Consider the following 26461-nt stretch of genomic DNA (forward strand, 5'->3'; position numbering starts at 1 on the left):
TCCGCCGGGATCCGTCAGCCGTTCCCGTCAGCCGTTCCCGCCGGCCGTGTTCGCCAGCGCCGTCGACAGGTCCTGCGCGACCTCCTGGAGGATCGGGACGATCCTCTCCGTGGCCGCCTCGGTGACCCGTCCGGCCGGGCCGGAGATGGAGACCGCCGCGGCCGTCGGTGAGTTCGGTACGGACACCGCGAGGCAGCGCACGCCGATCTCCTGCTCGTTGTCGTCCACCGCGTACCCACTGGCCCGGACCAGCTCCAGCGCGTCCAGGAAGCCCTCGGGGGTGGTGATCGTCTTCTCGGTGGCGGCCGGCATGCCCGTCCTCGCCAGCAGGGCCCGCACCTCGTCCGGCGGGGTGTGGGCCAGGAGCGCCTTGCCCACACCCGTGGAGTGCGGCAGGACCCGCCGGCCGACCTCGGTGAACATGCGCATGGAGTGCTTGGACGGCACCTGGGCCACGTAGACGATCTCGTCGCCGTCGAGCAGCGCCATGTTCGCCGTCTCGCCGGTCTCCTCGACCAGGCGGGCCAGATAGGGACGCGCCCAGGTCCCGAGCAGCCGTGACGCGGACTCGCCGAGACGGATGAGCCGGGGGCCGAGCGCGTAACGGCGGTTCGACTGCTGGCGTACATAACCGCAGGCCACGAGCGTGCGCATCAGGCGGTGGATCGTGGGCAGCGGCAGACCGCTGCTGGCGGAGAGTTCGCTCAGTCCGACCTCGCCGCCCGCGTCGGCCATTCTCTCGAGCAGGTCGAAGGCACGCTCCAGGGACTGCACGCCGCCGCTGTTCGCGGCCTTGGCTGCATCGGTGGTGCTGGCGCTGGACGTCGGCACGGCAACGGTCCTTTCGGGCAGGGCGGGCAAGTCAGCAGCCTACCGGGCAGCTGCGACCGGCACACTGCTCCCTTCACGGCGTCTCTGCCGGTCAGGTGGTGTTTGTCCCTGTGTCGGCGGAGACCTCCGAGGCACTGCGACGCCCGCCTTGGTTGAAGCAACGTTCTGCTTTGTGAAATCTTACTTCCACTTTGTGGAAACGTCCAAGGTGCTGGTCCGGGCTCGGCGGATCGACGCCTCCGGGGTGGTTGGCTCGCGCGCGTGCGGTCCGGGGGGATGATCCCTTCGCAGGTCACGGGGGCTTCGGTAACCCGGAGGGGTCTTGACGGACCGCACCGAGGAGTGAAGACTCCTTCAACAGTTCGTTGAATTTTTGCCGCACGGAACGGAAGTGAGGGGCACGGGTGGCCGATGTGGACGTGAACCTGGTACTGCGCTCGACGCGGGTGATCACCCCGGACGGAACGCGGGCCGCGGCGGTCACCGTCGCCGGCGGCAAGATCGCGGCCGTGCTCCCGTACGACACCGAGGTGCCGGCCGGGGCCAGGCTGGAGGACGTCGGCGACGACGTCGTACTGCCCGGCCTGGTGGACACCCACGTCCATGTGAACGACCCCGGCCGTACCGCATGGGAGGGCTTCTGGACCGCCACCCGCGCCGCCGCCGCGGGCGGTATCACCACGCTCCTCGACATGCCTCTCAACTCCCTTCCGCCCACCACGACCGTCGACAACCTGCGGACCAAGCAGGACGTCGCACGGCCCAAGGCCCATGTCGACACGGGCTTCTGGGGTGGCGCGATCCCGGACAACACCAAGGATCTGCGGTCACTGCACGACGCCGGGGTCTTCGGCTTCAAGTGCTTCCTGTCGCCGTCCGGGGTGGAGGAGTTCCCGGAACTCGACCAGGAGCAGCTCGCCCGCTCCATGGCCGAGATCGCCGGCTTCGGCGGACTGCTCATCGTGCACGCCGAGGACCCGCACCACCTCGCCGCCGCTCCCCAGGAGCCCGGCCCCCGGTACGCGGACTTCCTCGCCTCCCGGCCCCGCGACGCCGAGAACACCGCCATCGAGAACCTGATCGCCCACGCCAAGCGGCTGAACGCGCGGGTGCACGTCCTGCATCTGTCGTCCAGCGACGCCCTGCCGCTGATCGCCGCCGCCAAGGCGGAGGGGGTGCGGATCTCCGTCGAGTCCTGCCCGCACTTCCTCACCCTCACCGCCGAGGAAGTCCCGGACGGCGCCACGGAGTTCAAGTGCTGCCCGCCCATCCGTGAAGCCGCGAACCAGGACGCGCTCTGGGCCGGCCTGGCCGACGGCACCATCGACTGCATCGTCACCGACCACTCGCCCTGCACCACCGACCTCAAGACTCCCGACTTCGCCTCGGCCTGGGGCGGCATCTCCTCGCTTCAGCTGGGACTCCCGGCGATCTGGACCGCGGCACGCGGGCGCGGCCATTCCCTGGAGGACGTCGTGCGGTGGATGTCCGCCGGCCCGGCCGAACTCGCCGGGCTGACCCACAAGGGCGCCATCGAGGCCGGCCGCGACGCCGACTTCGCCGTCCTCGCCCCGGACGAGACCTTCACCGTCGACCCGGCCGAGCTGTACCACCGCAACCAGGTCACCGCGTACGCGGGCAAGACGCTGTACGGCGTCGTCCGTTCGACGTGGCTGCGGGGCGAGCGAATCGTGGAGAACGGCACCCTCGCGGAGCCGGCCGGCCGTCTGCTCGAAAGGAACAACTGACCGTGTCCATCCCTTCTTTCACCGGTGACGCCAGCCCCTACGGCGGCGGTGACCCGTACGGCGACTACCGCACGGCCGACTTCCCCTTCACGCACCACGCCGACCTCGCCGACCGGCGCCTGGGCGCGGGCGTCATCGCCGCCAACGACGAGTTCTTCGCCGAGCGCGAGAACATGCTGAAGCCCGAGGCGGCGGAGTTCGACCCGGAGCACTTCGGCCACAAGGGCAAGATCATGGACGGCTGGGAGACCCGCCGCCGCCGTGGCGTGGGCGCGGAGCAGCCGCATCCGACCGACGACGACCACGACTGGGCGCTCGTACGCCTCGGCGCGCCCGGTGTCGTACGCGGCATCGTCATCGACACCGCGCACTTCCGCGGCAACTACCCGCAGGCCGTCTCCGTGGAGGCGACCGCGGTGGCCGGGTCCCCCTCGCCGGAGGACCTGCTCGCGGACGACGTGAAGTGGACCGCGCTCGTACCGCGGACGGCCATCGGCGGCCACGCGGCCAACGGCTTCGTCGTCGACGTCGAACAGCGCTTCACGCACCTGCGCGTCAACCAGCACCCCGACGGCGGCATCGCGCGCCTGCGGGTGTACGGAGAGGTGACACCCGACCCGGCGTGGCTGGGCGTGCTCGGCACCTTCGACCTCGTCGCGCTGGAGAACGGCGGCCGGGTGGAGGACGCGTCCGACCGCTTCTACTCCCCGGCCACCAACACCATCCAGCCGGGCCGTTCCCGCAAGATGGACGACGGCTGGGAGACCCGCCGGCGCCGGGACAAGGGCAACGACTGGATCCGCTACCAGCTCGTGGAGCAGTCCGAGATCCGCGCGGTGGAGATCGACACGGCGTATCTGAAGGGCAACAGCGCGGGCTGGGCGGCGATTTCGCTGCGCGACGGGGAGACGGGGGAGTGGGCGGAGATCCTCCCGCGGACCCGGCTCCAGCCGGACACGAACCACCGTTTCGTGCTGGATGCGCCGGCGGTGGGCAGCCGGGTGCGGATCGACATCTACCCGGACGGCGGGATCTCGCGACTGCGGTTGTTCGGGTCGCTGACGGCGGACGGGGCGGCGCGGCTGCGGGCGCGGCACCAGGAGCTCGGGGGCTGAGGGTGCTCCGGTTCTGACTCCGGTTCTGACCCTGGCGGTCCGGGTCGAGCCGTGGACGTTCGTCCGCGGCTCGGCCCGGCTGCACCGGGGGTACGGCCTCCGGCCGTGTCCTCGATCGCCGGACGGGCTCGATGCGCCGGAGTGTCACGCCGGGCCGGGACGGGCTTGATCGTCGGCCCGGTGTGTCACCCACCGCAGGCCGGACGGGCTCAATGTCCGTCCGCGGCCGGGCGGTGGGCCCGCGGCGTCACGCCGCGTGGCCGCCGTCCACCGCCAGTTCCGCTCCCGTGATGTACGACGCCTCGTCGCTCGTCACATACGCGACCAGCGACGCCACCTCCTCCGGGGTACCGAAGCGGTCCAGTGCGGTACCCGCCTTCTGCGGAGGCGCGTACGGGCCGTCCGACGGGTTCATGTCCGTGTCGATCGGGCCCGGGTGGATGAGGTTCGCCGTGATGCCGCGCGGGCCCAGTTCGCGGGCCAGTGCCTTCGTCAGGCCTGTCAGGGCCGACTTGCTCATCGCATAGAGCGTGCCTCCCGGGCCCGGCACGTACTTCGTCATGCAGGAGCCGATGGAGACGATCCGGCCGCCGCGCTCCATCCGCGCGGCTGCCGCCTGGGAAGCGAGGAAGACCGCGCGCACGTTCACCGCCAGCACCCGGTCCACGTCGGCCGTCGCCAGGCTGTCGACCGGTCCGAGTACGCCGACCCCTGCGTTGTTGACCAGGATGTCCAGCCGGCCGAGCGCGTCGGCCGCGCGGCTGACGGCGGAGGCGCCGCATTCCGTGCCTGCGGCGTCCGACCGGAGCGCGACACCCCGGCGGCCCGCCGCCTCGATCTTGCGGACCACCTCCTCGGCGGCCTCGTCGCTCCGCACATAGGTGATGGCGACATCGGCGCCCTCCTGCGCGAGTCGCAGAGCGATCGCCGCACCGATTCCGCGGCTGCCACCTGTCACCAGAGCTGTCCTGGACATGAGTTCCCCTTGTGATGATGTGTCATGACGTGTCGTAACGGCTGATGACATCAAGCAAAGCGGCCCGGCCTCCTCGGTGCTGGCGGCAAACGGACGTTGAATCCCGGTGTGACCCTTCGGCGAGCGTCCTCACGCCGGGTGACCGATGAGATCGCGGCGCCGGCAGGGTCGTAGCTGATGACCGCGTCACCACCGGGGGAACACGAGCAACGGAAGCAGGTGCCTCTCATGGGGAAGCTCTCGATCACCACCTTCGTCTCTCTCGACGGCGTCATGCAGGGACCGGGAGGGCCCGAGGAGGACCGCCGTGACGGCTTCGACCTCGGTGGCTGGACCGTTCCCTACGCGGACGACGACTTCGGTCATTTCATGGACAGCGTCTTCGGCCGCGTCGGTGCGTTTCTGCTGGGCCGCCGCACGTACGAGATCTTCGCCGGGTTCTGGCCGACGGTGAGCGACCCGGACGACCCGATCGCCTCGAAGCTCAACTCCAGGCCGAAGTACGTCGTCTCCACCACGATGGAGCGGGCCGACTGGGAGCCGTCCACGATCATCCGCGGCGATCTCGCCAAGGAGATCCCCGCGCTCAAGGAGCGCACGGACGGTGAGGTGCAGGTCCACGGCAGCGGCCGGCTCGCCCACTCGCTGCTGGAGCACGATCTGATCGACACCCTCCATGTGCTGACCTACCCCGTCGTGCTGGGCAAGGGGCTGCGGCTCTTCCCGGAGGGCTCGGTGCCCACGGCGTTCCGGCACACGGACGCCCGCATCACCGGCAGCGGTGTGACGATCCAGACCTACGAACTGGCCGGCCGCCCCGAGTACGGGACGTACGGGGCCTGACAGCGCGCGCGTGCACGGTTGCTAGGTTGGGCCGCCATGCGATCACTCCCGTACGACATCGAATTCCGCAGCCGGGCCAGGCGTGTTCAGGGCTGGGGCGTCGGACTGCTCGCGCTCTCCAGCCTGTTGTGGGTGTGGTTCGGGGTGCTGCTTCTGACGCCGTACGACGCCGACGGTACGAGCTACGAGTGCGAGGCGCGCCTGTTCACGGACCGGTCCACCGCCAACGAAGGGCTCGGCAACGGCTCTTCGTGCCCCGCCGAGCGGGACTGGCCCGAGCTCATCGCCGTGCTCGGGCTGTCCGTCCCCGTCTCCGTCGTCGGCGCGGTGCTCTTCACCAGCGGCATGGTGAGCAACCGGATGAGCGAGCATCTGGCCGAGGTCACCCGGCTCAACGAGGCGAAGGTCTGACGGTCCCCGTCCTTTGGCATCGCCTGCCTCCGCCGTCTGTCGTCACTTGAGGTTGTCGGCCGTCATCATCACCGCGAAGCCGACCACGGCGATCACGATGTTCGTGAGCAGGGCCGCGTTCCCGAGGAAGGAGACGTTCTCCGTCAGGAAGCGGGTGAAGGCCATGAAGCGGAACCAGCCCGTGAGCTCGCGGATCACGCCGCAGCCCCCCAGCACGAGCATGATCAGGCCGGCGCCTTCGAGAATCTTCTTCATGCCCGCGATCGTCGTGCCGCGCCGCACCCTGGCGCGTCGGCCCTCGGCATGCACTCCTGCTCCGAAAGTCTCCACCTCGGCGACTTTGGTAGCTTCCCGTCCGTCCCGGCCTGTCCGACGCCTCCCACCTGCGTAACTTGGTCGGTATGACGCGTACGGAATACCCCTGGCTGCTGCCCTCGGCCATGGCGGACCCCCAGGAGCCCGACCCCCGGGGGGAGACGTCCACGGGCCGGCGCCGGCGGACCGTGCGCGACTGGATCGTGGACACCTGCGCCTTCGTCCTGGCCGCGCTGTTCGGGCTGATCGCGGCGGAGGCCAGCGATCAGTACAACACCTCCGAGATGGTCGTCCTCGCCGATCAGCTGCTGGGTGCGGCGGCGTGCTGCGCCCTGTGGGTGCGGCGGCGCTGGCCGGTCGGCCTGGCCCTGGTCCTGACCGTCGCCACCGTGCTCACGCCGGTCGCCGGGGGCGCGATGCTGGTCGCCGTCTTCAGCCTCGCCGTGCACCGGCTGTTCAGGCCGGTCGCCCTGGTGGGACTCGTCGCGCTGGTCGGCTCCGTCGTCCAGCCGCTGGTGCGCCCCGACCCGACGGTGAACTACTGGGTGTCGATGATCGCCGGGGTCGTCCTGCTGCTGCTGGCGATCGGCTGGGGCATGCTCGTACGCGCCCGGCGCCAGCTCGTCGTGGCGCTGCGGGAACGGGCCCTGCGAGCCGAGACGGAGGCGGAGCTCCGGGCCGAGCAGGCCCAGCGACTGGCCCGTGAGGCGATCGCCCGCGAGATGCACGATGTGCTCGCCCACCGGCTCACCCTGCTCAGCGTGCACGCGGGCGCCCTCGAATTCCGGCCGGACGCGCCACCCGCCGAGGTCGCGCGGGCCGCGGGGGTGATCCGCGACAGCGCGCACGACGCGCTCCAGGACCTCCGCGAGATCATCGGCGTGCTCCGGGCGCCCGGCGAGGGCGACCACGGCGACCGTCCGCAGCCGACGCTCGCCACGCTCGACGCGCTGGTCGCCGAGTCCCGTGAGGCCGGGATGAAGGTGACCCTCGACAACCGCATCTCCGACACGGCATCCGTCCCGGCGATCGTGGGGCGCACCGTCTACCGCATCGCCCAGGAGGGCCTCACCAACGCCCGCAAACACGCGCCGGGCGCCGAGGTCACCGTCGCCGTCGGCGGAGGACCGGGCGACGGCGTCACCGTCGCGGTCGACAATCCCGCTCCGGTCGATGACGTCGGCACCGTGCCCGGTTCCGGGCAGGGGCTGATCGGGCTCACCGAACGGGCCTCGCTCGCCGGTGGCAGCCTCGAGCACGGAGCGACCGGAGACGGCGGATTCCATGTCCGGGCCTGGCTACCGTGGGCCGCATGACTATCCGGTTGCTCGTCGTCGATGACGACCCCCTGGTCCGGGCGGGCCTCTCCTTCATGCTCGGCGGGGCCGACGACCTCGAGATCGTCGGGGAGGGCGCGGACGGTTCCGAGGTACCGGAACTGATCGACCGGCTCTCGCCCGACGTCGTGCTGATGGACATCCGGATGCCGACGGTGGACGGACTGCGCGCCACCGAGGAGCTGCGGCGCAGGCCCGACGCCCCCGAGGTCGTGGTGCTCACCACGTTCCACGCGGACGAGCAGGTGCTGCGGGCGCTGCGGGCCGGGGCCGCCGGGTTCGTCCTCAAGGACACCCCGCCGGCCGAGATCGTCGCCGCGGTGCGGCGGGTGGCTTCCGGGGACCCGGTGCTCTCCCCGGCCGTGACCCGCCAGCTGATGTCGCACGTCGCCGACCGGGTGCCCGACCCGCGCCGCAGCACGGCGGCCCAGCGGCTGGACTCGCTCGCGGAACGGGAGCGGGAGGTGGCGGTCGCGGTGGGCCGCGGCCAGTCCAACGCGGAGATCGCGGCGACGCTGTACATGAGCGTGCCGACCGTGAAGACCCATGTGTCGCGCATCCTCGCGAAGCTGGATCTCAACAACCGTGTCCAGATCGCGCTGCTCGCGCACGACGCTGGCCTGCTGGACGGGGAGGGGCCGACGTAGGCTGGCGGGGTGGCGATCATCGATCTGGGGGAGTACGGGGCGGACTTCGTCGCCGATCCGTATCCGTACTATGCGAAGTGGCGCGAGGCCGGTCCCGTCCATCAGGTGCGCGGGGTGCAGGGCGACGAGTTCTGGCTGATCGTCGGCCATGAGGAGGCGCGCGCCGCGCTCACTGACCCGAGGCTGCTCAAATCACCGGCCGTGGTGGGCCGGATGATGCTGGACGAGCGGGTCATCGGGCCGAATCTGCTGGTCCTGGACCCGCCGGACCACACACGGCTGCGCCGGCTGGTGACGCGGGAGTTCACCGGTCGCCGCGTGGAGCAACTGGCCCCGCGCATCCAGCAGATCACCGATGAGCTGCTCGACGCGATGCTGCCGGCCGGGCGGGGCGACCTGGTCGACGCTCTCGCCTTCCCGTTGCCGATCATCGTCATCTGCGAGCTGCTGGGCGTGCCGGCCGCCGACCGTGACGCCTTCCGCACCTGGTCCAACGAGGTGGTGGCTCCCACCGGGCAGGCCGAGCTGGAGCGGGCCGTCGACGAACTGGCCGTCTATCTCGACGACTTGATCGAGGACAAACGCAGCCAGGGGCCGACGGGTGACCTGCTGTCCGCCCTGATAACCGCCCGCGCGGAGGACGACGACCGGCTCTCGGCCGCCGAACTGCGGGCCCTGGCCTATCTGCTGCTGATCGCGGGCCACGAGACGACGGTCAACCTGATCGCCAACGGCGTACGGGCCCTGCTCGCGCACCCCGACCAACTGGCCGCCCTGCGAGCCGACTTCTCCCTCCTGGACGGCGCGATCGAGGAGATGCTGCGCTACGACGGACCGGTGGAGGCGGCGACCGTACGCTTCACCTCCGAGTCCCTGCGGATCGGCGAACGCACGATCCCGGCCGGCGCGATGGTCCTGGTCGGCCTCGCGGCGGCCGACCGCGACCCGGCGCGCTACGCGGCCCCGGACACCTTCGACATCCGCCGCGACACCCGCGGCCATGTGGCGTTCGGCCACGGCATCCACTTCTGCCTGGGCGCGCCCCTGGCCCGCCTGGAAACCCGCATCGCCCTCCAGTCGCTGCTCGTCCGCTGCCCCGACCTCTCCCTGGACCCGTCGGCGGGCCCGCCGGAGTGGATCCCGGGGCTGCTGATGCGGGGGGTACGCAGCCTCCCCGTGCGCTGGTAGGGCGACGATGGCGCACCGGGCGCGGTATGCCGTCGTGACCGACGGCGGCAGGAGCACGAGCGGCAGAGCGGCAACGGATACCGAGGAGCCCCCACCATGACCGGATTCGACCTGGGCCTCGCGCAGAAGGTCCTCGACAGCCAGCCCTTCAGCCGGCTGCTCCAGGCGCGCATCACCGCGTTCGGGGACGGGGCCGCCGTGCTGGAGCTCGATGTACGGGACGAGTTGCGGCAGCAGAACGGCTATCTGCACGGCGGTGTCCTCGCCTACGCCGCCGACAACTCGATCACCTTCGCGGCCGGCACCACCCTCGGGCCCGCCGTCCTCACCGCGGGGTTCTCCGTGCAGTACGTCCGGCCCGCCACCGGGGTGATCCTCCGGGCGCGGGCCGCCGTCGTGCACAGCGGGCGGCGGCAGGCCGTGGTGCGGTGCGATCTCCTGGCGGTGGGGGAGGACGGCGAGGAGACACTGTGCGCCGTGGCCCAGGGCACGGTGCTCTCGGCCCAGACGTCCTGAAGGCCGCGCCACCTGTCCAAGACGTTCTGAGGCCCCGCCACGTGCCCCGGACGTCCTGAGGCCGCGCCACCTGCCCCGGACGTCCTGACCGCGAACCGGCTCGGGTGCCCCCGACGCCCCCACGCCCCGACCGCGGCCCTCTCAGGCGCCCGCGATCTCCTCCAGCCGCACCGGCCTGTGCTCACGGCGGGACAGTTCGCACGCCTCCGCGATCCGTAGCGCCGTCAGCGCCTCCCGCCCGTCGCACGGATTCGTGCCCTCGCCCTGGACCATCCGGACGAACGCGTCCAGCTCCGCCTCGTACGCGGGGGCGAAGCGTTCCAGGAAGCCCGGCCACGGCTTGTCGGCCGCCGGGGCGCCCTGCGGCTCGGTCGAGCTGATCGGGGTGCGGTCATCGAGGCCGACCGCGACCTGGTCCAGTTCGCCCGCGAGCTCCATCCGGACGTCGTAGCCGGCGCCGTTGCACCGCGTGGCCGTGGCCGTGGCGAGCGTCCCGTCGTCCAGCGTCAGCACCGCCGCCGCCGTGTCGACGTCGCCCGCCTCGCGGAACATCGGCGGCCCGGTGTCCGAGCCGGTCGCGTAGACCTCCACCACCTCGCGACCGGTGACCCAGCGCAGGATGTCGAAGTCGTGGACCAGGCAGTCCCGGTACAGGCCGCCCGACAGCGGCAGATAGTCGGCGGGCGGCGGCGCCGGGTCGGAGGTGATCGCCCGGACCGTGTGCAGGCGGCCGAGCGCTCCCGACCGCACCAGGTCGCGGGCCACGGTGTATCCGGCGTCGAAGCGGCGCATGAAGCCGAGCTGGAGCTCCGTACCCGCGGTCTCCACCTCGCGCAGCGCGCCCAGCGTGCCCGGCAGGTCCACCGCGATCGGCTTCTCGCAGAACGCGGGGAGCCCGGCTCGGGCGGCGCGGCCGATCAGTTCCGCGTGGGAGGCCGTCGCCGAGGCGATCACCACCGCGTCCACGCCCCAGGTGAAGATCTCGTGCGCGCTGGGCGCCGCCGTGGCCCCGGTCCGCTCGGCGACCGCGGCCGCCCTCGCCGGGTCGGCGTCCGCCACGACCAGGGATCCGACCTCCCGGTGGCGGGCGAGCACGCCCGCGTGGAAGGTGCCGATTCGTCCGGTTCCGATCAGTCCGATGCGCATGGCCCAAAAATGGAGCCGGGCCGGGCACTGTGTCAAGACTTTGTCCTGACAACCGAACTTCACGACTTCCCGTCAACATGAGCGGCGACTACGCTCGGCCCGTGCCCAAGCAGCCCAGACACGTGACGGACTCGTCCCTGTCTCTCCAGCTGAGCGTGGACCGCACCAGTCCGGTCCCGCTCTACTTCCAGCTGTCGCAGCAGCTGGAAGCGGCCATCGAGAGAGGGACCCTCACCCCCGGCAGTCTGCTCGGCAACGAGATCGAGCTGGCCGGCCGGCTCGGGCTGTCCCGACCCACCGTCCGCCAGGCGATCCAGTCCCTCGTCGACAAGGGCCTGCTGGTGCGCCGCCGCGGCGTCGGCACCCAGGTCGTGCACAGCCAGGTCAAGCGCCCGCTGGAGCTCAGCAGCCTCTACGACGATCTGGAGGCGGCCGGCCAGCGGCCCGCCACGATCGTCCTGAGCAATGCCGTCGAGAGTGCGAGTGCCCAGGTCGCCGCCGCTCTCGGCGTCACCGAGGGCAGTGAGGTCCAGCTGATCGAGCGGCTGCGGTACGCCCACGGCGAGCCCATGGCCCTGTTGCGCAACCACCTGCCCGCCGGACTGCTCGACTACGACACCGCGCGGCTGGAGGCCACCGGTCTGTACCGGATGATGCGCTCCGCGGGGATCACCCTGCACAGCGCCCGCCAGTCGGTCGGGGCGCGGGCGGCCAGCGCCCCCGAGGCGGAACTCCTCACCGAGGAGGCGGGCGGGCCGGTGCTGACCATGGAGCGCACCACCTTCGACGACACCGGCCGGGCCGTCGAGTTCGGCTCGCACATCTACCGCGCCTCGCGCTACGCCTTCGAGTTCCAGCTCCTCGTACGCCCCTGAGCGCGGCCGGAGACCTTCCGGCGGACGATGGACATGATCAGGTCACGTAAGAATGTCCTTCTGGTAAGAATGTTCGGACAAAGTCTTGACGGGGTGCGGCCGTCGCCGTAGAAACTCACCCAGCCGCAACCGGGCGGCCGGGAGAGAAGGCGGACCCCACCATGCGAACCCACCGCAAGGCAGCAGCCGTGCTCGCCGCATGCGCCCTGGTCGCCGTCGCCGGATGCAGCAGTTCCGGCGGCAAGGAGGCCAAGGAGGACACCTCCAAGGACGGCGGAGGCGGCGTCCCCGCGGCCACCGAACGCCTCAAGATCGCCATGGTCACGCACTCCGGCGAGGGCGACACCTTCTGGGACATCGTCCAGAGCGGCGCCAAGGTCGCGGCCAAGAAGGACAACGTCGAGTTCCTCTACGCCGCCAACAAGGAGGGCAAGGAGCAGGCGCAGCTCGTCCAGACCTACATCGACCAGAAGGTCGACGGGATCATCGTCACCCTCGCCAAGCCCGAGGCGGTCGGCGCCGTCGTCAAGAAGGCCGTCGCGGCCGGGATACCCGTCGTCACGATCAACTCCGGCGCCGAGTTCTCCGATGCGCTCGGCGCGCTCAGCCACATCGGCCAGGACGAGGCCGTCGCCGGCGAGGCGGTCGGCGAGGAACTCAACAAGCGCGGCAAGAAGAAGGCGCTCTGCGTCATCCACGAGCAGGGCAACGTCTCCCTCGAAGCCCGCTGCGCCGGAGTCAAGAAGACCTTCAAGGGCACGGTCGAGAACCTCAACGTGGAGGGCACGAACATGCCCGCCTCCACTTCCTCCATCGAGGCGAAGCTGCAGAGCGGCAAGGACATCGACTCCGTGGTCACGCTCGGCGCCCCGTTCGCCGCAGCCTCCGTCAAGGCCAAGTCGGGCGCGGGCTCGAAGGCGGAGGTCAACACCTTCGACCTCAACGCCGAGGTGGTCAAACAGCTCAAGGCCGGCGAGATCGGCTTCGCCGTCGACCAGCAGCCCTACCTCCAGGGCTACCTCGCCATCGACGAGCTGTGGCTCAACAAGACCAACCTGAACGTCATCGGCGGCGGCAAGCCCGTTCTCACCGGCCCGGCGCTCGTCACCGAGAAGGACGTGCCCACGCTGGAGAAGCTCACCGCCGACGGAACCCGATGACGTACCCGGCCCACCCGATGCCGACCCTCCCACCTGCCGTGACACATACTTGGGCGGCCGGGGCGCGAGGACACGCCCCCCGGCCGCACCGGGAGAATCGGCAAGAAGGGCACGGCGTCGTGGCTAGGGCAAGGACAGGGGTACGCGCACTGGGCGCGCTGCTGGCGGCGGTACTCGGAGCCTCTCTCGCGGGATGCAGCAGCACCGGCGGAAAGCGGGCCGAGGACGCGCGCAAGGCGCAGGCCGCGGCCGGCAAGGCCGCCGTGAACACCCCTCGCTGGACCTTCGCGATGGTCACCCACTCGGGCGACGGCGACACCTTCTGGGACATCGTCCAGAACGGCGCCAAGCAGGCCGCCGCCAAGGACAACATCAACTTCCTGTACTCCCACAGCGACGAGGGCCAGCAGCAGGCCCAGCTCGTGCAGGCCGCCATCGACAAGAAGGTCGACGGCCTGATCGTGACGCTCGCCAAGCCGGACGCGATGAAGGGCGTCCTCGCCAAGGCCACCGCGGCCGGGATCCCCGTGATCACCGTCAACTCGGGATCCGAGCAGTCCAAGCCGTACGGCGCGCTGACGCACATCGGCCAGGACGAGACCATCGCGGGCGAGGCCGTCGGCGACGAGCTGGACAAGCGGGGCAAGAAGAAGGCCCTGTGCGTCCTGCACGAGCAGGGCAACGTCGGACACGAGCAGCGCTGCGCCGGCACCAAGAAGACCTTCGACGGCACCCTCCAGAACCTGTACGTCGACGGCACCAACATGCCCGACGTGCAGGCCTCCATCGAGGCCAAGCTCCAGGCCGACCCCTCCATCGACTCGGTCGTCACCCTCGGCGCACCGTTCGCGGACGCCGCCGTACAGGCGAAGAAGACCGCGGGCAGCAAGGCCGAGGTCGACACCTTCGATCTGAACGCCAAGGTCGCGAGCGGCCTCAAGGCCGGGACCCTCGGCTTCGCGGTCGACCAGCAGCCGTTCCTCCAGGGGTACGAGGCCATCGACCTGCTGTGGCTCTACCAGTACAACGCCGATGTCCTCGGCGGCGGGCGGCCCGTCCTCACCGGTCCGCAGATCATCACCAAGGAGAACGCCGCCGAGCTCGAGGACTACACCGAGCGGGGAACCCGATGAGTGCTACCGCACCACCTGCCGGCACCCGGCAGCCGGAGAAGACCGACGAGCGGCTGATGCGCACCTCGCCCCTGCGCAAGCTGATGGCGAGGCCCGAGCTCGGCTCGGTCGTCGGCGCGGTCGCGGTCTTCCTCTTCTTCTCGATCGTCGCGGACTCCTTCCTGCGGGCGTCCAGCTTCTCCACCGTGCTGTACGCGGCCTCCACGCTCGGCATCATGGCCGTGCCGGTCGCGCTGCTGATGATCGGCGGCGAGTTCGACCTGTCGGCCGGCGTGATGGTCACGACCTCCGCGCTGATCTCGGCGATGTTCAGCTACCAGATGACCGCCAACGTCTGGGTCGGGCTGCTCGTCTCGCTGGTGGTGACGCTGGCCGTCGGGGTGTTCAACGGCTACATGCTGATCCGGACGAAACTGCCGAGCTTCATCATCACGCTCGGCACGTTCCTGATGCTGACCGGCCTCAACCTCGGCTTCACCAAACTGATCAGCGGCACGGTCTCCACCAAGTCCATCGCCGACATGGACGGCTTCACCTCCGCGCAGAAGCTCTTCGCCTCCGAACTCACCCTCGGCGACATCACCTTGAAGGTGACGATCCTCTGGTGGTTCGCCCTGGTCGCGCTCGCCACCTGGATCCTGCTGCGCACCCGCTTCGGCAACTGGATCTTCGCCGTCGGCGGCAACGCGGACGCGGCCCGCGCGGTCGGTGTGCCGGTCACCAGGACCAAGATCGGCCTCTACATGGGCGTCGCGTTCGCCGCCTGGATCTCGGGACAGCACCTCCTCTTCTCCTTCGACGTCGTGCAGTCCGGCGAGGGCGTCGGCAACGAGCTGACGTACATCATCGCGGCCGTCATCGGCGGCTGTCTGATCACCGGTGGCTACGGCTCCGCGATCGGCTCGGCGGTCGGCGCATTCATCTTCGGCATGACCAGCAAGGGCATCGTGTACGCCGAGTGGAACCCGGACTGGTTCAAGTTCTTCCTGGGAGCGATGCTCCTTCTGGCCACCCTGCTCAACGCATGGGTCCGCAAGCGTGCGGAGGCAACGCGATGACCACGCCGAAGTCCACGGAGCCCGCGGACACCGGGCGGACGCCTCTCGTCGAGCTCGACGACGTCAGCAAGTACTACGGCAACATCCGCGCGCTGGAAGGTGTCTCGCTGGAGGTGCACGCCGGGGAGATCTCTTGCGTCCTCGGCGACAACGGCGCCGGCAAGTCCACTCTCATCAAGATCATCGCGGGGCTGCACCGGCACGACGCGGGCACCTTCCTCATCGAGGGGGAGGAGGCGGACCTGTCGAGCCCCCGCGAGGCGCTGGACCGCGGCATCGCCACGGTCTACCAGGATCTCGCCGTGGTGCCGCTCATGCCGGTCTGGCGGAACTTCTTCCTCGGCTCCGAGCCGACCAGGGGCAAGGGCCCGCTCAAGCGGCTCGACGTCGACAAGATGCGCGAGACCACCAGGTCCGAGCTGCTGCGCATGGGGATCGACCTGCGCGACGTCGACCAGCCCATCGGGACGCTGTCGGGCGGCGAGCGCCAGTGCGTGGCCATCGCCCGCGCCGTCTACTTCGGTGCGAAGGTTCTCGTCCTCGACGAGCCGACCGCCGCCCTCGGGGTGAAGCAGTCGGGCGTGGTGCTGAAGTATGTTGCCGCAGCCCGCGACGCCGGGCTGGGCGTCGTGTTGATCACCCACAACCCGCACCACGCCTATCTCGTCGGCGACCGTTTCATCCTGCTCAAGCGCGGTGTCATGTCCGCCAGCCACACCAAGGACTCCGTCACGCTCGACGAACTCACCCGCCAGATGGCGGGCGGCAGCGAGCTGGAGGACCTGCGCCACGAGCTGGAGCGCGCACCCGTACCGACGCACCTGGGCGGCCACGACCAGTAGCCGTCCGCACCGCGGACCCGGCGCTCCCGCCCAGGGGCGCCGGGCCGGTCCGGCCCTCGGCCGGGGCCGCGGGCCGACGGCCCGGATGGCAGAATCGGGCCCGTCAGCCGCCCCCGAAACCCCGCAGGGACATGAGCACCTACCGCGACTTCGCCCACCGCGGCTCCGCCCGCGCCACCGTCCTGCGTACCGTCGGCACCCGGGAGCGGCGGTCGCACCTCACGGCGCCGCGTGTGCCGACCGTCGGAATCGACATCGGCGGGACGAAGGTGATGGCCGGCGTCGTCGACGCCGACGGGGTCATCCTGGAGAAGGTCCGCACCGAGACGCCGGACAAGTCCAAGAGCCCGAAGGTCGTCGAGGACACCATCTGCGAGCTGGTGCTAGACCTCTCCGACCGGCACGACGTGCACGCGGTGGGCATCGGAGCGGCCGGCTGGGTCGACGCCGACCGGTCCACGGTGCTCTTCGCCCCGCACCTCGCCTGGCGCAACGAACCCCTGCGCGACGCGCTCACGGCCCGGCTCGCCGTCCCCGTACTGGTCGACAACGACGCCAACACCGCCGCATGGGCGGAGTGGCGCTTCGGCGCCGGCCGCGGCGAGGACCATCTCGTCATGATCACGCTCGGGACCGGCATCGGCGGCGCGATCCTCGAGGACGGCCAGGTCAAGCGGGGCAAGTACGGGGTCGCCGGTGAGTTCGGCCATATGCAGGTCGTCCCCGGCGGGCACCGCTGCCCCTGCGGAAACCGTGGCTGCTGGGAGCAGTACAGCTCCGGCAACGCCCTCGTTCGCGAGGCCCGGGAGCTGGCGGCCGCCGACTCCCCGGTCGCCTACAGCCTCATCGACCGGGTGGGCGGCAACGTCGGCGACATCACCGGACCGCTGATCACCGAACTCGCCCGCGAGGGCGACGCCATGTGCGTCGAACTGTTCCAGGACATCGGCCAGTGGCTCGGCGTCGGCATCGCCAACCTCGCCGCCGCGCTCGACCCCTCCTGCTTCGTCATCGGCGGAGGTGTCAGCGCCGCCGACGACCTGCTCATCGGACCAGCCCGGGACGCCTTCCGCCGCCACCTCACGGGCCGCGGATACCGGCCCGAGGCCAAGATCGCGAAGGCGCAGCTCGGGCCCGAGGCGGGTATGGTCGGCGCGGCCGACCTCGCTCGGCTCGTGGCTCGCCGCTTCCGCCGCACCAACCGGCGACGGGTGGAGCGCCACGAACGCTACGAGCGCTATGCGCAGGCCCTCCGCAACGCCGGATCGCCCGGCCCCACCCAGGAACCGTAGTCATGACCGTGCCCCGCCAGTCCGCCGCCCCCGACGAGAACTTCCGTCCGCCGGAGGACCGACGCCACATGATCCGCCGCCGCTGGCTGACGGCGATCATCATCGTGCTGCTCGTCGGTATCCCGGCCGGCTATCTGGTCGTCTCCGCGGAGCAGAGCCGGGACAGCGGCCGGGACAAGGAGGCCGAGTCCTCGGCCAGCGGGCTGCGGGACACCTGGCCGTCGCAGATGAAGCGCCGGGTCTTCGGGGTGCCGATCCCTCCGAAGTCCAAGGGGGTCGCGTACTACGAGACCAGCAACTGGAAGACCAGCCGGCTGTTCGTGCAGTTCCGGACCACGTCCGCGGGGCTGGACCTGTTCCTGGAAGGCGTCGGCATCAACCGCGCTGCGCTGAAGAACGGCGAGATCACCATCGGCGACCGGGACGCGGACACCGTCGGCTGGAAATTCCCGCCGTCCCGGGACTGGGCGGGCGCCAGCCATACGCAGAAGGACCCGCTGCCCAGCCAGGACATCACGGTCGACATGACCCGTACGGACCGTCCCAAGGTCTACGTCGTCTCCACGACCACCCCCTGAGTCTCCACGACCACCCCCTGACCGGCATACGGCCGGGCCTCACGGCAGCGAGCGGAGGGGGGCCGTCCACTCATGACCCCGGAGTCACTACCGTGGAGCGGGTGAGTGACACGCAGACGCCCCCGAAGACCCTTCAGTACCGGATCGACGGTCCGGACGACGCCCCCGTACTCATCCTCGGGCCCTCGCTCGGGACCACCTGGCACATGTGGGACCGCCAGATCGGGGACCTCGCCCGCCAGTGGCGGGTCCTCCGCTTCGACCTCCCCGGGCACGGCGGCGCTCCCGCGTACCCCGCCCCCTCCGTCGCCGAGCTCGCCGGCCGGCTGCTGACGACGCTCGACGAACTGGGCATCCAGCGCTTCGGATACGCGGGCTGCTCCGTCGGCGGGGCGATCGGCCTCGAACTGGCGCTGCGCCATCCCCACCGCCTCGCGTCGCTCGCGCTGGTCGCCACATCGCCGCGGTTCGGCACGGCCGACGAGTTCCGTCAGCGGGGCGTGATCGTGCGGACGAACGGCCTCGACCCGATGGCCCGCAGCGCGCCGGAACGCTGGTTCACCCAGGGCTTCGCCCTCGCGCAGCCGGCGATCGTCGAATGGGCGGTCCAGATGGTGCGCACCACCGACCCCGGCTGCTACATCGCCACCTGCGAGGCGCTCGCGGCCTTCGACGTCCGTGCCGAACTCGGCCGCGTCGGGGTGCCCACGCTCGTCCTGGTCGGCTCCGAGGACCAGGTGACCGGACCGGCCGAGGCCCGCACCCTGGTCGCCGGTATACCGGACGCCCGGCTGGCGCTGGTGCCCGGTGCCTCGCATCTCGCGCCCGTCGAGCAGCCCTCCGCCGTCACCGACCTTCTCGTGCGCCACTTCTCCAGCGCCTGGCAGGACACCCTGACCGCCATCCCGGTGCCGCACGCGGTACCGGCGGTCTCCGCGCCGATGGGCCCGGTCGCCGAGATCGGCCCCGCCGGTCATGCCCAGCCCGAGGCGGTGACGCACGGCCGCCCCGACCCCTACGAGGCGGGGATGACGGTACGCCGCGCGGTGCTCGGCGACGCCCACGTCGACCGCGCGACGGCCGCCGCCGACGGCTTCACCGGCGACTTCCAGGAGCTGATCACCCGCTACGCCTGGGGCGAGGTGTGGACGCGGGAGGGACTCGACAGACGCACGCGCAGCGTGATCACCCTGACCGCGCTGGTCGCGGGCGGTCACCTGGACGAGCTGGCGTTCCACACCAGGGCGGCGCTGCGCAACGGGCTCACCCCCGACGAGATCAAGGAAGTGCTGATCCACACCGCCGTCTACTGCGGCGTACCCGCCGCGAACTCCGCCTTCAAGGTGGCCCAGGCCGTCATCCAGGAGGAGACCACACCGAGGCCGTAGCAGGATGGAGTCATGAGGCTCACGAAGAAGAAGCACGCGTGCATCCGGCTGGAGAAGGACGGACGGACCCTCGTCGTCGATCCGGGCGCCTTCAGTGAGGAGGACGCCGCCGTCGGAGCCGACGCCGTCCTCGTCACCCACGAGCACCCCGACCACTTCGACGAGGGCCGGCTGCGTGCGGCGCTGGAGGCCAACGCGGAGGCGGAGATCTGGACCCTGCGGAGCGTCGCCGAGAAGATCTCGGCGGCGTTCCCGGGGCGGGTCCACACCGTCGGGCACGGCGACACCTTCACCGCGGCGGGCTTCGACGTCCAGGTCCACGGTGAACTGCACGCCGTGATCCACCCGGACCTGCCGAGGGTCACCAACGTCGGCTACCTGGTGGACGGTTCGGTCTTCCACCCGGGCGACGCGCTCACGGTCCCCGACCACCCCGTCGAGACGCTGATGCTTCCGGTCCACGCGCCGTGGAACAAGATCGCGGAGATCATCGACTATGTGCGCGAGGTGAAGCCGCGGCGGTCCGTCGACATCCACGACGCTCTGCTCACCGACCTCGCACGCCCTCTGTACGACCAGCATCTCGGCAATCTCAGCGGCGCGGAGCACGACCGGCTCGGCCCGGGGGAGACGGCGGACCTCTGACTGTCACACCCCGCCGTTAGGCTTCTCCTCATGCGTATCGCCACGTGGAACGTCAACTCGATCACCGCCCGGCTGCCCCGGCTGCTGGCCTGGCTGGAGAGCAGCGGCACCGATGTGGTGTGCCTCCAGGAGACCAAGTGCACCGAGGAGCAGTTCCCGGCCGACGCGCTGCGCGAGATCGGCTACGAGTCGGCGGTCCACGCCGCCGGCCGGTGGAACGGCGTGGCGCTGGTCTCCCGGGTCGGCCTGGAGGACGTGGTCAAGGGCCTGCCCGACGGCCCGGCCTACGAGGGCACACAGGAACCTCGGTCGATCGCCGGCACCTGCGGACCGGTCCGTCTCCGGTCGGTCTATGTGCCCAACGGCCGCGAGGTCGCCCACGACCACTACACCTACAAGCTGAGCTGGCTCGACGCGCTCAAGGTGTCGGTGGCCGAGGACACGGCGGGCAGCCGCCCCTTCGCGGTGCTGGGCGACTTCAACATCGCGCCGACCGACGACGACGTGTGGGACCGGTCGGTCTTCGAGGGCAGCACCCATGTCACCGAGCCCGAGCGTGCGGCCCTGGCGTCGCTGCGCGAGGCCGGTCTGTCCGACGTGGTGCCGCGTCCGCTCAAGTACGACCAGCCCTTCACCTACTGGGACTACCGCCAGCTGGCCTTCCCGAAGAACCGCGGCATGCGCATCGACCTGGTCTACGGCAACGAACCGTTCACCAAGTCCGTCAAGGACAGCTACGTGGACCGTGAGGAGCGCAAGGGCAAGGGCGCGTCGGACCATGCGCCGGTGGTCGTGGATCTGGACATCTGACGACTGCCGACGCGTGCCCTGTAGTGCGTCGGGCCGCCGGGATGCGAGGCTGAGTGGTATGAACATCCCTTTCTTGGACAACTGGCTCAAGCGCCACAGCGCCGACACCGGTGAGAGTGACTTCGCGGCCGCCGAGAAGGACCCCGAGCGCGCGGCCGCCATCGCCGAGCTGCTCTCGGAGTGCGAGCTGCTGCGTGTCCGAGTGGGCCAGGCCGGGCTCGAACTGGACGACTCCCCGGCATCCTTGAGCGCTCTCGACCAGCTGCCGCCACGCTGGCGCGACGACCCGGAGGAACTGCCCTGGCTCGGCAACGACGCGGGGCTCTACCTCGGCACCGTGATCGTCCGTACCGTCCCGGGCGCGAGCTGGCACATCTGGCCGGGCGGCAGCCCGGTGGTGCGCCTCGTCTCCGGCCGTGAGATCAGCGTCGTGGAGGCCGGTCTGGACTGGGCCGTGACCGGTTCGCCGGAGCTCTCCCAGGTCTACGCGGAGGCCGCCGAAGCCTGAAGTTGGTAAATACGGCTTATGCCCCATTTATGCGTGTCGGGTGTGAAGTCCCTTATCGGGCTGGATAGTTTGCGCTGACCTCGACACTGCGATGGGTGGGTAGGGCAGTCTATGGCCGTTGATCCGTTGATCGAGCTGCGCGACGTCAACAAGTACTACGGACAGTTGCACGTCCTCCAGGACATCAACCTCACCGTCGGGCGCGGTGAGGTGGTGGTGGTCATCGGCCCCTCGGGCTCCGGTAAATCGACCCTCTGCCGGACCGTGAACAGACTCGAGACCATCGAATCCGGCAGCATCACCATCGACGGTCAACCCCTCCCGGAGGAGGGGAAAGGACTGGCGAAGCTCCGCGCCGACGTCGGCATGGTCTTCCAGTCCTTCAACCTCTTCGCGCACAAGACCGTGCTGGCCAATGTCGCCCTCGCACCGGTCAAGGTCCGCGGCCGCTCGAAGAGCGACGCGCACAAACGCGCCCATGAGCTCCTCGACCGCGTCGGACTCGCCTCCCAGGCCGACAAGTACCCCGCCCAGCTCTCCGGCGGCCAGCAGCAGCGCGTCGCCATCGCCCGCGCGCTCGCGATGGACCCCAAGGTCATGCTCTTCGACGAGCCGACGTCCGCCCTCGACCCGGAAATGATCAACGAGGTGCTGGAGGTGATGCAGCAGCTCGCCCGCGAGGGGATGACCATGGTCGTCGTCACCCACGAAATGGGCTTCGCCCGCTCCGCCGCCAACCGTGTGGTGTTCATGTCCGACGGCCGCATCATCGAGGACCGTGCCCCGGAGGACTTCTTCACCCACCCGGAGAGCGACCGCGCCAAGGACTTCCTGTCCAAGATCCTCAAGCACTGACGGGGGGTGCAGTACCGATGATGCGTACGAGGCGCGCCCTGGCGGCGCTGACGCTCGTCCTGGCGGCCGTGGCCGTCACGGCCTGCGGCAAGGAAGGCAGTCCACCGGTCAAGGGGCCGCAGGCCGACCAACTGCCGGACTACCAGGTGAACAAGGGCTTCCAGCTGCCCGATTCGCCGACCTGGCGCAAGGCCGAGAAGCGCGGTCACCTCGTCGTCGGGGCCAAGGAGGACCAGCCGTACGTCGGCGAGAAGGACCCGGCCACCGGCCTGTACACCGGGTTCGACATCGAGATCGCCAAAATGGTCGGCGCCTATCTGGGCTTCGACCCCGGGACCATCACCTTCCGGACGATCGCCTCCGCGAACCGCGAAACCGCCCTGCAGAACGGCCAGATCGACTACTACGTCGGCACCTACACCATCAACGACAACCGCAAGAAGCTCGTCGGCTTCGCGGGCCCGTACTTCCTCGCCGGCCAGTCGCTGCTCGTACGGGCGGACGAGAACGACATCAAGGGCCCCCAGGACCTCGACGGCAAGCGCGTCTGTTCGGCCGCCGGCTCGACCCCCTACCAGCGCATCGCGAGCGACTACCCGAAGGCCGACCTCGTCGCGTACGACACCTACTCCGTCTGCGTCGACAACCTGCTCACCTATCAGGTCGACGCCGTGACCACCGACGACGCGATCCTCACCGGCTACGCGGCCAAGGTGCCCGACGAACTCAAGGTCGTCGGCAAGCCGTTCTCCCAGGAGCCGTACGGCATCGGCGTCCCCCGCAACGACAACGCCCTGCGCTTCGCGATCGACGACGCGCTCGCGGCCAACGAGAAGAACGGGAACTGGCAGAAGGCCTACGCAGCGACGCTCGGCCTGTCCGGGGTACCGGCCCCGAAGCCGCCCCCGATCGACCGCTATCCGGCGTCCTGAGCGAGGCACCTGTGAACGTACTGACCGACAACTTCTCCCTGTACGGCGAGGGCTTTCTCGGCACCGTCGAACTCACGGTGTACGCCTCGCTCCTCGCCCTGGTCCTCGGCTTCGTCATGGCGTCCTTCCGCGCCGCCCCCGTGGGCTCGCTGCGCGTCGTCGGCACGGTGTGGGTGACCGTGCTGCGCAACACCCCGCTCACCCTGCTGTTCTTCGCCGTCCTGCTGGGACTCCCGCGTTTCGGGCTGGTCCTGCCCTTCCAGGTCTTCGCGGTGATCGCACTGGGCTGCTACACCTCGGCCTTCATCTGCGAGGCGCTGCGCTCCGGCATCAACACCGTGCCGACGGGTCAGGGCGAGGCGGCCCGCAGCCTCGGGATGAGCTTCGGCCAGACCCTGAACACCGTGGTGCTGCCCCAGGCGTTCCGCAGCGTCATCCCACCGGTCGGCTCCACACTCATCGCCCTCGCCAAGAACTCGGCGATCGCGGGCGCGTTCAGCGTCACCGAGCTCCTCGGCGTCTACAAGCCCCTCAACGAGATGGGCTACAGCATCATCTGGTCCTTCGTCTGGATCGCTGTCGGCTACCTGATCATCACCCTGACCATCAGTGCGCTGTTCAACGTGCTCGAGAAGCGCTTCGGAGTCGCCCGATGACTTCCACCGCCCTCTACGACGTCCCCGGACCCCACACCCGCAGGCGGCACCGGCTCTACGGCATCATCTCCACCGTCGCCGTCCTCGCCCTGGTCGGCTGGATCGTCTATCTGCTGTTCGACACCGGCCAGTTCACCGCGGCCAAGTGGACACCCTTCGAGTACAAGGGCATCCAGGAACTGCTGCTGAGGGGGCTCGGCAACACCCTCAAGGCGTTCGCCTGCGCCGCTGTGCTCTCGCTCCTCCTCGGCGGGATCCTCGCCGTCGGCCGGCTCTCCGAACACCGGGCCCTGCGCTGGCCGGCCACGGTGGTCGTGGAGTTCTTCAGGGCGATGCCCGTGCTGGTGATGATCTTCTTCATCTTCGTCGCGCTGAAGGTGCAGCCGCTGCCCGCCCTGGTGGCCGGACTGACGCTCTACAACGGCTCGGTGCTCGCCGAGGTGTTCCGGGCCGGCATCAACTCCGTGGAGCCGGGCCAGCGGGAGGCCTCGTACGCACTCGGCATGCGCAAGACACAGGTCATGGCCCACGTTCTGATGCCGCAGGCCGTACGCGCGATGCTGCCGACGATCATCAGTCAGCTGGTGGTCGCCCTCAAGGACACCTCACTCGGCTATCTCATCACCTATGAGGAATTCCTCCACGCGGGCAAGCTCATCGCGTCGAATCTCGACTACGATTTGCCGTTCATCCCTGTGGTGATGGTGATTTCGCCGATCTACATCGGGATGTGCATGCTGCTCTCCTGGTTCGCCAACTGGATGGCCAGGCGGCAGCGGCGCAATCCGAGAACAGAGGCCGTGGACATCGCCCCGGCCGAACCAGGGACGCTGCTGCCCGGGGGTCCTCCCGAGCCTCGATAGGTACGGAGGGCAGGACAGCAGCTCATGGGGCACGACTCATTTCCCCGCCCTGGGCGGGGGCCCCTGGCAGCAGCCGGTGATCACTTCTGGCGCAGCGGGACCGACAGATACGACGGGTCGGCTGCGGACGAGGAGAAGGTCAGCTGCGCGCCGAACGGGTTGTGCTCGATGTAGAGCGGGTCGACAGTGTCGACGACCAGGGCGAGACGGTGGCCCGCCGGTACGTCGTAGGCCGTGGAGAACAGTTCCAGGTCGACGGCGAACGGCGTGCCGGGCGTCTTGTCGTGGAAGGTGTACGGCGCATTGCTGACCAGCTTGCCGAGGCCGAGCGGGCCCACGTCGTAGAGGTACGCGACGAGGGTGCCGCTCTCCTTGGTACCGGTGAGCGTGGTGTGCAGCTTCGCGGTTCCCCGGATCTGCTGCGTCGAGTCGTAGCGCTCCGACTGCCACACGGCGGCGAACGGCCGCGGCAGCAGCGGGATCGACGCGATCGGGGGCAGTTTCACGAACTGGTCGAGCATGCTGGACAGCAGGATGAGCCCGCCGTTGGCGCCCGAATCGACGTTGGCCCAGATCTTCTTCCTGCCGTCCAGGTTCAGCTTGCGCCGGTCCGCCGCGACCGACTTCCAGTCGGGGTAGCTCTCGTACGCGCCGGTGGAACGGGACTTGAGACGGACCGGCTGCTCGCGGTCCACGCCGTTGTCGTCGCCCTTGAGGTAGTGGTCGAGCCAGCGGTGGGTGCTGGTCCAGGTGTCGTTGGGCAGCCCGAGGAGACCGCCGATCTCCGGGGTGGCATGGTCGCCGGGGCGGAACTCCAGCCGCTTGGGGACGGTCAGCTTCTCGTAGAAGTCCGCGGTCTGGTTCGGCGGGAAGACCGTGTCGCCCCAGGCGTTGCCCAGCATGACGGCCGTGCCGTTGGCGTTGATCCGGTCCACGAAGGCGGCCGGTGAACGCTTCTTCCCCCAGTCGACCATCTCCTGCTCCTTGTCGAGATGGGAGCCGAGGAAGTCATGGGTGAACTGCTGGAACTCGGGGCTGGGCCGGCCGGTGAGATAGCCGGCGCCGCTGAGCAGCAGAGCGGCCTGCCGGTTCTGGGTGCGGCCGCGGTAGATGGAATCGACGAGGTCGGCCCAGCCACTGAGGGCGGCCACGGCCTTGATCCGCTTGTCGTGGGCGGCGGCCAGCAGGCTGATCCCGGCCGCGTAGGAGACACCGGCCATCCCGATCCGGCTCGGATCGGCCGGCGTGTTGGCGAGCGTCCAGTCGATGACCTTGGACGCGTCGGCGACGTCGGGCGGTCCCGCCACCTCGATGTAGCCGCCCGACTGCCAGAAACCACGGGCGTTGTAGGTGACCACCACATATCCGGCGTCGGCGAGCTTCTTGGCCTGTGCGAGATACTCGATCTGGGGCAGCGCCCAGCTGGTGGGCAGGATCAGTACGGGATAGGTGCGGCTGCCGTCAGCGCCCGCCGGGGTGACCACGTTCCCCTTGAGCACCGTGCCGCCGTCGCCCTTGATGTCGACGAAACGTACGCCGGGTACCCCGGTCTGCTGTTCGGCCCTGAGCGGTGCGGTGACGCCCGCGACCGGTGCGGCGGGCGCGACACCGGCCGCCGGCCCGGCGAGGAGCGCGGCGGAGACGGTGCCGATGGCGGTGGTACGCAGAACCTTGCGCGGCTGTCCCACAGGTCACTCCTCACACGTGTCACGGGAAAGTGACCCGACGGTAACGTCAGCGACTTACGCGAGGTAACTCCTCGGTAAGTTACGTGTGAGTAAAGATTGTTGGAC

28 protein-coding genes are annotated in these 26461 nt (G+C 69.9%); 23 read left to right on the forward strand and 5 right to left on the reverse strand.

What is annotated here, in order from left to right; genetic code table 11:
• Nucleotides 1–27: 27 nt before the first annotated feature.
• Nucleotides 28–831 carry an IclR family transcriptional regulator gene (locus OHA05_RS29235; protein WP_327678875.1) on the reverse strand — a complete coding sequence of 268 codons (804 nt, stop codon included), beginning with the start codon at nt 829–831 and terminating at the stop codon, nt 28–30.
• A 404-nt stretch (nt 832–1235) separates the two neighbouring features.
• Here OHA05_RS29235 and allB point away from each other — a divergent pair, with 404 nt between their 5' ends.
• Nucleotides 1236–2579 carry an allantoinase AllB gene (gene allB, locus OHA05_RS29240; RefSeq protein ID WP_328862157.1) on the forward strand — a complete coding sequence of 448 codons (1344 nt, stop codon included), beginning with the start codon at nt 1236–1238 and terminating at the stop codon, nt 2577–2579.
• Nucleotides 2576–3694 (forward strand): allantoicase, encoded by a 1119-nt coding sequence (gene alc, locus OHA05_RS29245; protein ID WP_313948815.1) that lies wholly within the window; start codon nt 2576–2578, stop codon nt 3692–3694. The genes allB and alc overlap by 4 nt, the downstream gene beginning before the upstream one ends.
• Before the next feature lie 247 nt (nt 3695–3941).
• Here alc and OHA05_RS29250 read toward each other — a convergent pair whose 3' ends face one another.
• Nucleotides 3942–4670, reverse strand: coding sequence for an SDR family NAD(P)-dependent oxidoreductase (locus tag OHA05_RS29250; RefSeq protein WP_313943296.1), 729 nt, complete (start codon nt 4668–4670; stop codon nt 3942–3944).
• A gap of 228 nt (nt 4671–4898) precedes the next feature.
• Here OHA05_RS29250 and OHA05_RS29255 point away from each other — a divergent pair, with 228 nt between their 5' ends.
• Nucleotides 4899–5513 (forward strand): dihydrofolate reductase family protein, encoded by a 615-nt coding sequence (locus OHA05_RS29255; protein ID WP_328862158.1) that lies wholly within the window; start codon nt 4899–4901, stop codon nt 5511–5513.
• Between the two features lie 36 nt (nt 5514–5549).
• Entirely contained in the window at nt 5550–5924 is a 375-nt protein-coding gene (locus OHA05_RS29260) for a hypothetical protein (RefSeq protein ID WP_313943294.1), read from the forward strand.
• Nucleotides 5925–5966: 42 nt separating this feature from the next.
• On the opposite strand, the gene OHA05_RS29265 is transcribed toward OHA05_RS29260, so the two are convergent.
• Nucleotides 5967–6179: a hypothetical protein gene (locus OHA05_RS29265; RefSeq protein ID WP_328862159.1), complete on the reverse strand. Its 213-nt coding sequence runs from the start codon at nt 6177–6179 to the stop codon at nt 5967–5969.
• 146 nt (nt 6180–6325) lie between these two features.
• Here OHA05_RS29265 and OHA05_RS29270 point away from each other — a divergent pair, with 146 nt between their 5' ends.
• The 4 genes from OHA05_RS29270 (at nt 6326) to OHA05_RS29285 (ending at nt 9927) form a co-directional block, all read left to right on the forward strand.
• Nucleotides 6326–7555 (forward strand): sensor histidine kinase, encoded by a 1230-nt coding sequence (locus tag OHA05_RS29270; RefSeq protein WP_313943292.1) that lies wholly within the window; start codon nt 6326–6328, stop codon nt 7553–7555.
• Nucleotides 7552–8223: a response regulator transcription factor gene (locus OHA05_RS29275; protein WP_313943291.1), complete on the forward strand. Its 672-nt coding sequence runs from the start codon at nt 7552–7554 to the stop codon at nt 8221–8223. Before OHA05_RS29270 ends, OHA05_RS29275 begins: the two co-directional genes overlap by 4 nt.
• 9 nt (nt 8224–8232) lie before the next feature.
• Entirely contained in the window at nt 8233–9411 is a 1179-nt protein-coding gene (locus tag OHA05_RS29280) for a cytochrome P450 family protein (protein ID WP_328862160.1), read from the forward strand.
• 96 nt (nt 9412–9507) lie between these two features.
• The gene (locus tag OHA05_RS29285) at nt 9508–9927 is read left to right on the forward strand and encodes a PaaI family thioesterase (RefSeq protein WP_313943289.1); all 420 of its coding nucleotides are present in this window, start codon (nt 9508–9510) and stop codon (nt 9925–9927) included.
• Between the two features lie 141 nt (nt 9928–10068).
• Here OHA05_RS29285 and OHA05_RS29290 read toward each other — a convergent pair whose 3' ends face one another.
• Complete coding sequence (locus OHA05_RS29290) at nt 10069–11073, reverse strand: Gfo/Idh/MocA family protein (RefSeq protein ID WP_313943288.1); 1005 nt, start codon at nt 11071–11073, stop codon at nt 10069–10071.
• A 155-nt stretch (nt 11074–11228) separates the two neighbouring features.
• On the opposite strand from OHA05_RS29290, the gene OHA05_RS29295 reads away from it, so the two are divergent.
• The 15 genes from OHA05_RS29295 to OHA05_RS29365 all read left to right on the forward strand — a co-directional run bounded on the left by OHA05_RS29295 (nt 11229) and on the right by OHA05_RS29365 (nt 24668).
• Nucleotides 11229–11948 (forward strand): GntR family transcriptional regulator, encoded by a 720-nt coding sequence (locus tag OHA05_RS29295; RefSeq protein WP_328863475.1) that lies wholly within the window; start codon nt 11229–11231, stop codon nt 11946–11948.
• A 161-nt stretch (nt 11949–12109) separates the two neighbouring features.
• The gene (locus OHA05_RS29300; protein ID WP_313943287.1) at nt 12110–13108 is read left to right on the forward strand and encodes a sugar ABC transporter substrate-binding protein; all 999 of its coding nucleotides are present in this window, start codon (nt 12110–12112) and stop codon (nt 13106–13108) included.
• A gap of 119 nt (nt 13109–13227) precedes the next feature.
• Complete coding sequence (locus OHA05_RS29305) at nt 13228–14241, forward strand: sugar ABC transporter substrate-binding protein (protein ID WP_328862161.1); 1014 nt, start codon at nt 13228–13230, stop codon at nt 14239–14241.
• On the forward strand, nt 14238–15299 hold the full coding sequence (locus OHA05_RS29310) for an ABC transporter permease (protein ID WP_313943285.1): 1062 nt from the start codon (nt 14238–14240) through the stop codon (nt 15297–15299). Before OHA05_RS29305 ends, OHA05_RS29310 begins: the two co-directional genes overlap by 4 nt.
• On the forward strand, nt 15296–16141 hold the full coding sequence (locus OHA05_RS29315; protein WP_313943284.1) for an ATP-binding cassette domain-containing protein: 846 nt from the start codon (nt 15296–15298) through the stop codon (nt 16139–16141). The genes OHA05_RS29310 and OHA05_RS29315 overlap by 4 nt, the downstream gene beginning before the upstream one ends.
• Before the next feature lie 131 nt (nt 16142–16272).
• Nucleotides 16273–17433, forward strand: coding sequence for an ROK family glucokinase (locus OHA05_RS29320; RefSeq protein ID WP_313943283.1), 1161 nt, complete (start codon nt 16273–16275; stop codon nt 17431–17433).
• Nucleotides 17434–17435: 2 nt separating this feature from the next.
• Nucleotides 17436–18011 carry a hypothetical protein gene (locus OHA05_RS29325; protein WP_313943282.1) on the forward strand — a complete coding sequence of 192 codons (576 nt, stop codon included), beginning with the start codon at nt 17436–17438 and terminating at the stop codon, nt 18009–18011.
• 101 nt (nt 18012–18112) lie between these two features.
• Nucleotides 18113–19399, forward strand: coding sequence for a bifunctional 3-oxoadipate enol-lactonase/4-carboxymuconolactone decarboxylase PcaDC (gene pcaDC, locus OHA05_RS29330; RefSeq protein WP_391837670.1), 1287 nt, complete (start codon nt 18113–18115; stop codon nt 19397–19399).
• A 12-nt stretch (nt 19400–19411) separates the two neighbouring features.
• Nucleotides 19412–20044, forward strand: coding sequence for an MBL fold metallo-hydrolase (locus OHA05_RS29335; protein ID WP_328862162.1), 633 nt, complete (start codon nt 19412–19414; stop codon nt 20042–20044).
• A gap of 30 nt (nt 20045–20074) precedes the next feature.
• The gene (locus tag OHA05_RS29340) at nt 20075–20854 is read left to right on the forward strand and encodes an exodeoxyribonuclease III (RefSeq protein WP_313943279.1); all 780 of its coding nucleotides are present in this window, start codon (nt 20075–20077) and stop codon (nt 20852–20854) included.
• Nucleotides 20855–20912: 58 nt separating this feature from the next.
• Nucleotides 20913–21362 carry a DUF6278 family protein gene (locus OHA05_RS29345; protein WP_313943278.1) on the forward strand — a complete coding sequence of 150 codons (450 nt, stop codon included), beginning with the start codon at nt 20913–20915 and terminating at the stop codon, nt 21360–21362.
• A 111-nt stretch (nt 21363–21473) separates the two neighbouring features.
• Nucleotides 21474–22217 (forward strand): amino acid ABC transporter ATP-binding protein, encoded by a 744-nt coding sequence (locus OHA05_RS29350; RefSeq protein ID WP_313943277.1) that lies wholly within the window; start codon nt 21474–21476, stop codon nt 22215–22217.
• A 17-nt stretch (nt 22218–22234) separates the two neighbouring features.
• Nucleotides 22235–23149 carry a glutamate ABC transporter substrate-binding protein gene (locus tag OHA05_RS29355; RefSeq protein ID WP_328862163.1) on the forward strand — a complete coding sequence of 305 codons (915 nt, stop codon included), beginning with the start codon at nt 22235–22237 and terminating at the stop codon, nt 23147–23149.
• A gap of 11 nt (nt 23150–23160) precedes the next feature.
• Entirely contained in the window at nt 23161–23805 is a 645-nt protein-coding gene (locus OHA05_RS29360; RefSeq protein WP_313943275.1) for an amino acid ABC transporter permease, read from the forward strand.
• Nucleotides 23802–24668, forward strand: coding sequence for an amino acid ABC transporter permease (locus OHA05_RS29365; protein WP_313943274.1), 867 nt, complete (start codon nt 23802–23804; stop codon nt 24666–24668). The genes OHA05_RS29360 and OHA05_RS29365 overlap by 4 nt, the downstream gene beginning before the upstream one ends.
• Nucleotides 24669–24748: 80 nt before the next feature.
• Here the strand turns inward: OHA05_RS29365 and OHA05_RS29370 are convergent, their stop codons facing one another.
• Nucleotides 24749–26356, reverse strand: coding sequence for a CocE/NonD family hydrolase (locus OHA05_RS29370; RefSeq protein WP_313943273.1), 1608 nt, complete (start codon nt 26354–26356; stop codon nt 24749–24751).
• Between the last annotated feature and the right edge of the window lie 105 nt (nt 26357–26461).

Origin of the sequence: Streptomyces sp. NBC_00306, from assembly GCF_036169555.1 — a bacterium.
GTDB lineage: Bacteria > Actinomycetota > Actinomycetes > Streptomycetales > Streptomycetaceae > Streptomyces > Streptomyces achmelvichensis.

Coding starts and splice junctions, on each gene's coding strand:
- OHA05_RS29250 (WP_313943296.1), bottom strand. CDS start 4,670: ATGTCCAGGACAGCTCTGGTGACAGGTGGCAGCCGCGGAATCGGTGCG.
- OHA05_RS29255 (WP_328862158.1), top strand. CDS start 4,899: ATGGGGAAGCTCTCGATCACCACCTTCGTCTCTCTCGACGGCGTCATG.
- OHA05_RS29260 (WP_313943294.1), top strand. CDS start 5,550: ATGCGATCACTCCCGTACGACATCGAATTCCGCAGCCGGGCCAGGCGT.
- OHA05_RS29265 (WP_328862159.1), bottom strand. CDS start 6,179: ATGAAGAAGATTCTCGAAGGCGCCGGCCTGATCATGCTCGTGCTGGGG.
- OHA05_RS29270 (WP_313943292.1), top strand. CDS start 6,326: ATGACGCGTACGGAATACCCCTGGCTGCTGCCCTCGGCCATGGCGGAC.
- OHA05_RS29275 (WP_313943291.1), top strand. CDS start 7,552: ATGACTATCCGGTTGCTCGTCGTCGATGACGACCCCCTGGTCCGGGCG.
- OHA05_RS29285 (WP_313943289.1), top strand. CDS start 9,508: ATGACCGGATTCGACCTGGGCCTCGCGCAGAAGGTCCTCGACAGCCAG.
- OHA05_RS29290 (WP_313943288.1), bottom strand. CDS start 11,073: ATGCGCATCGGACTGATCGGAACCGGACGAATCGGCACCTTCCACGCG.
- OHA05_RS29300 (WP_313943287.1), top strand. CDS start 12,110: ATGCGAACCCACCGCAAGGCAGCAGCCGTGCTCGCCGCATGCGCCCTG.
- OHA05_RS29310 (WP_313943285.1), top strand. CDS start 14,238: ATGAGTGCTACCGCACCACCTGCCGGCACCCGGCAGCCGGAGAAGACC.
- OHA05_RS29315 (WP_313943284.1), top strand. CDS start 15,296: ATGACCACGCCGAAGTCCACGGAGCCCGCGGACACCGGGCGGACGCCT.
- OHA05_RS29320 (WP_313943283.1), top strand. CDS start 16,273: ATGAGCACCTACCGCGACTTCGCCCACCGCGGCTCCGCCCGCGCCACC.
- OHA05_RS29325 (WP_313943282.1), top strand. CDS start 17,436: ATGACCGTGCCCCGCCAGTCCGCCGCCCCCGACGAGAACTTCCGTCCG.
- OHA05_RS29335 (WP_328862162.1), top strand. CDS start 19,412: ATGAGGCTCACGAAGAAGAAGCACGCGTGCATCCGGCTGGAGAAGGAC.
- OHA05_RS29340 (WP_313943279.1), top strand. CDS start 20,075: ATGCGTATCGCCACGTGGAACGTCAACTCGATCACCGCCCGGCTGCCC.
- OHA05_RS29345 (WP_313943278.1), top strand. CDS start 20,913: ATGAACATCCCTTTCTTGGACAACTGGCTCAAGCGCCACAGCGCCGAC.
- OHA05_RS29350 (WP_313943277.1), top strand. CDS start 21,474: ATGGCCGTTGATCCGTTGATCGAGCTGCGCGACGTCAACAAGTACTAC.
- OHA05_RS29355 (WP_328862163.1), top strand. CDS start 22,235: ATGATGCGTACGAGGCGCGCCCTGGCGGCGCTGACGCTCGTCCTGGCG.
- OHA05_RS29365 (WP_313943274.1), top strand. CDS start 23,802: ATGACTTCCACCGCCCTCTACGACGTCCCCGGACCCCACACCCGCAGG.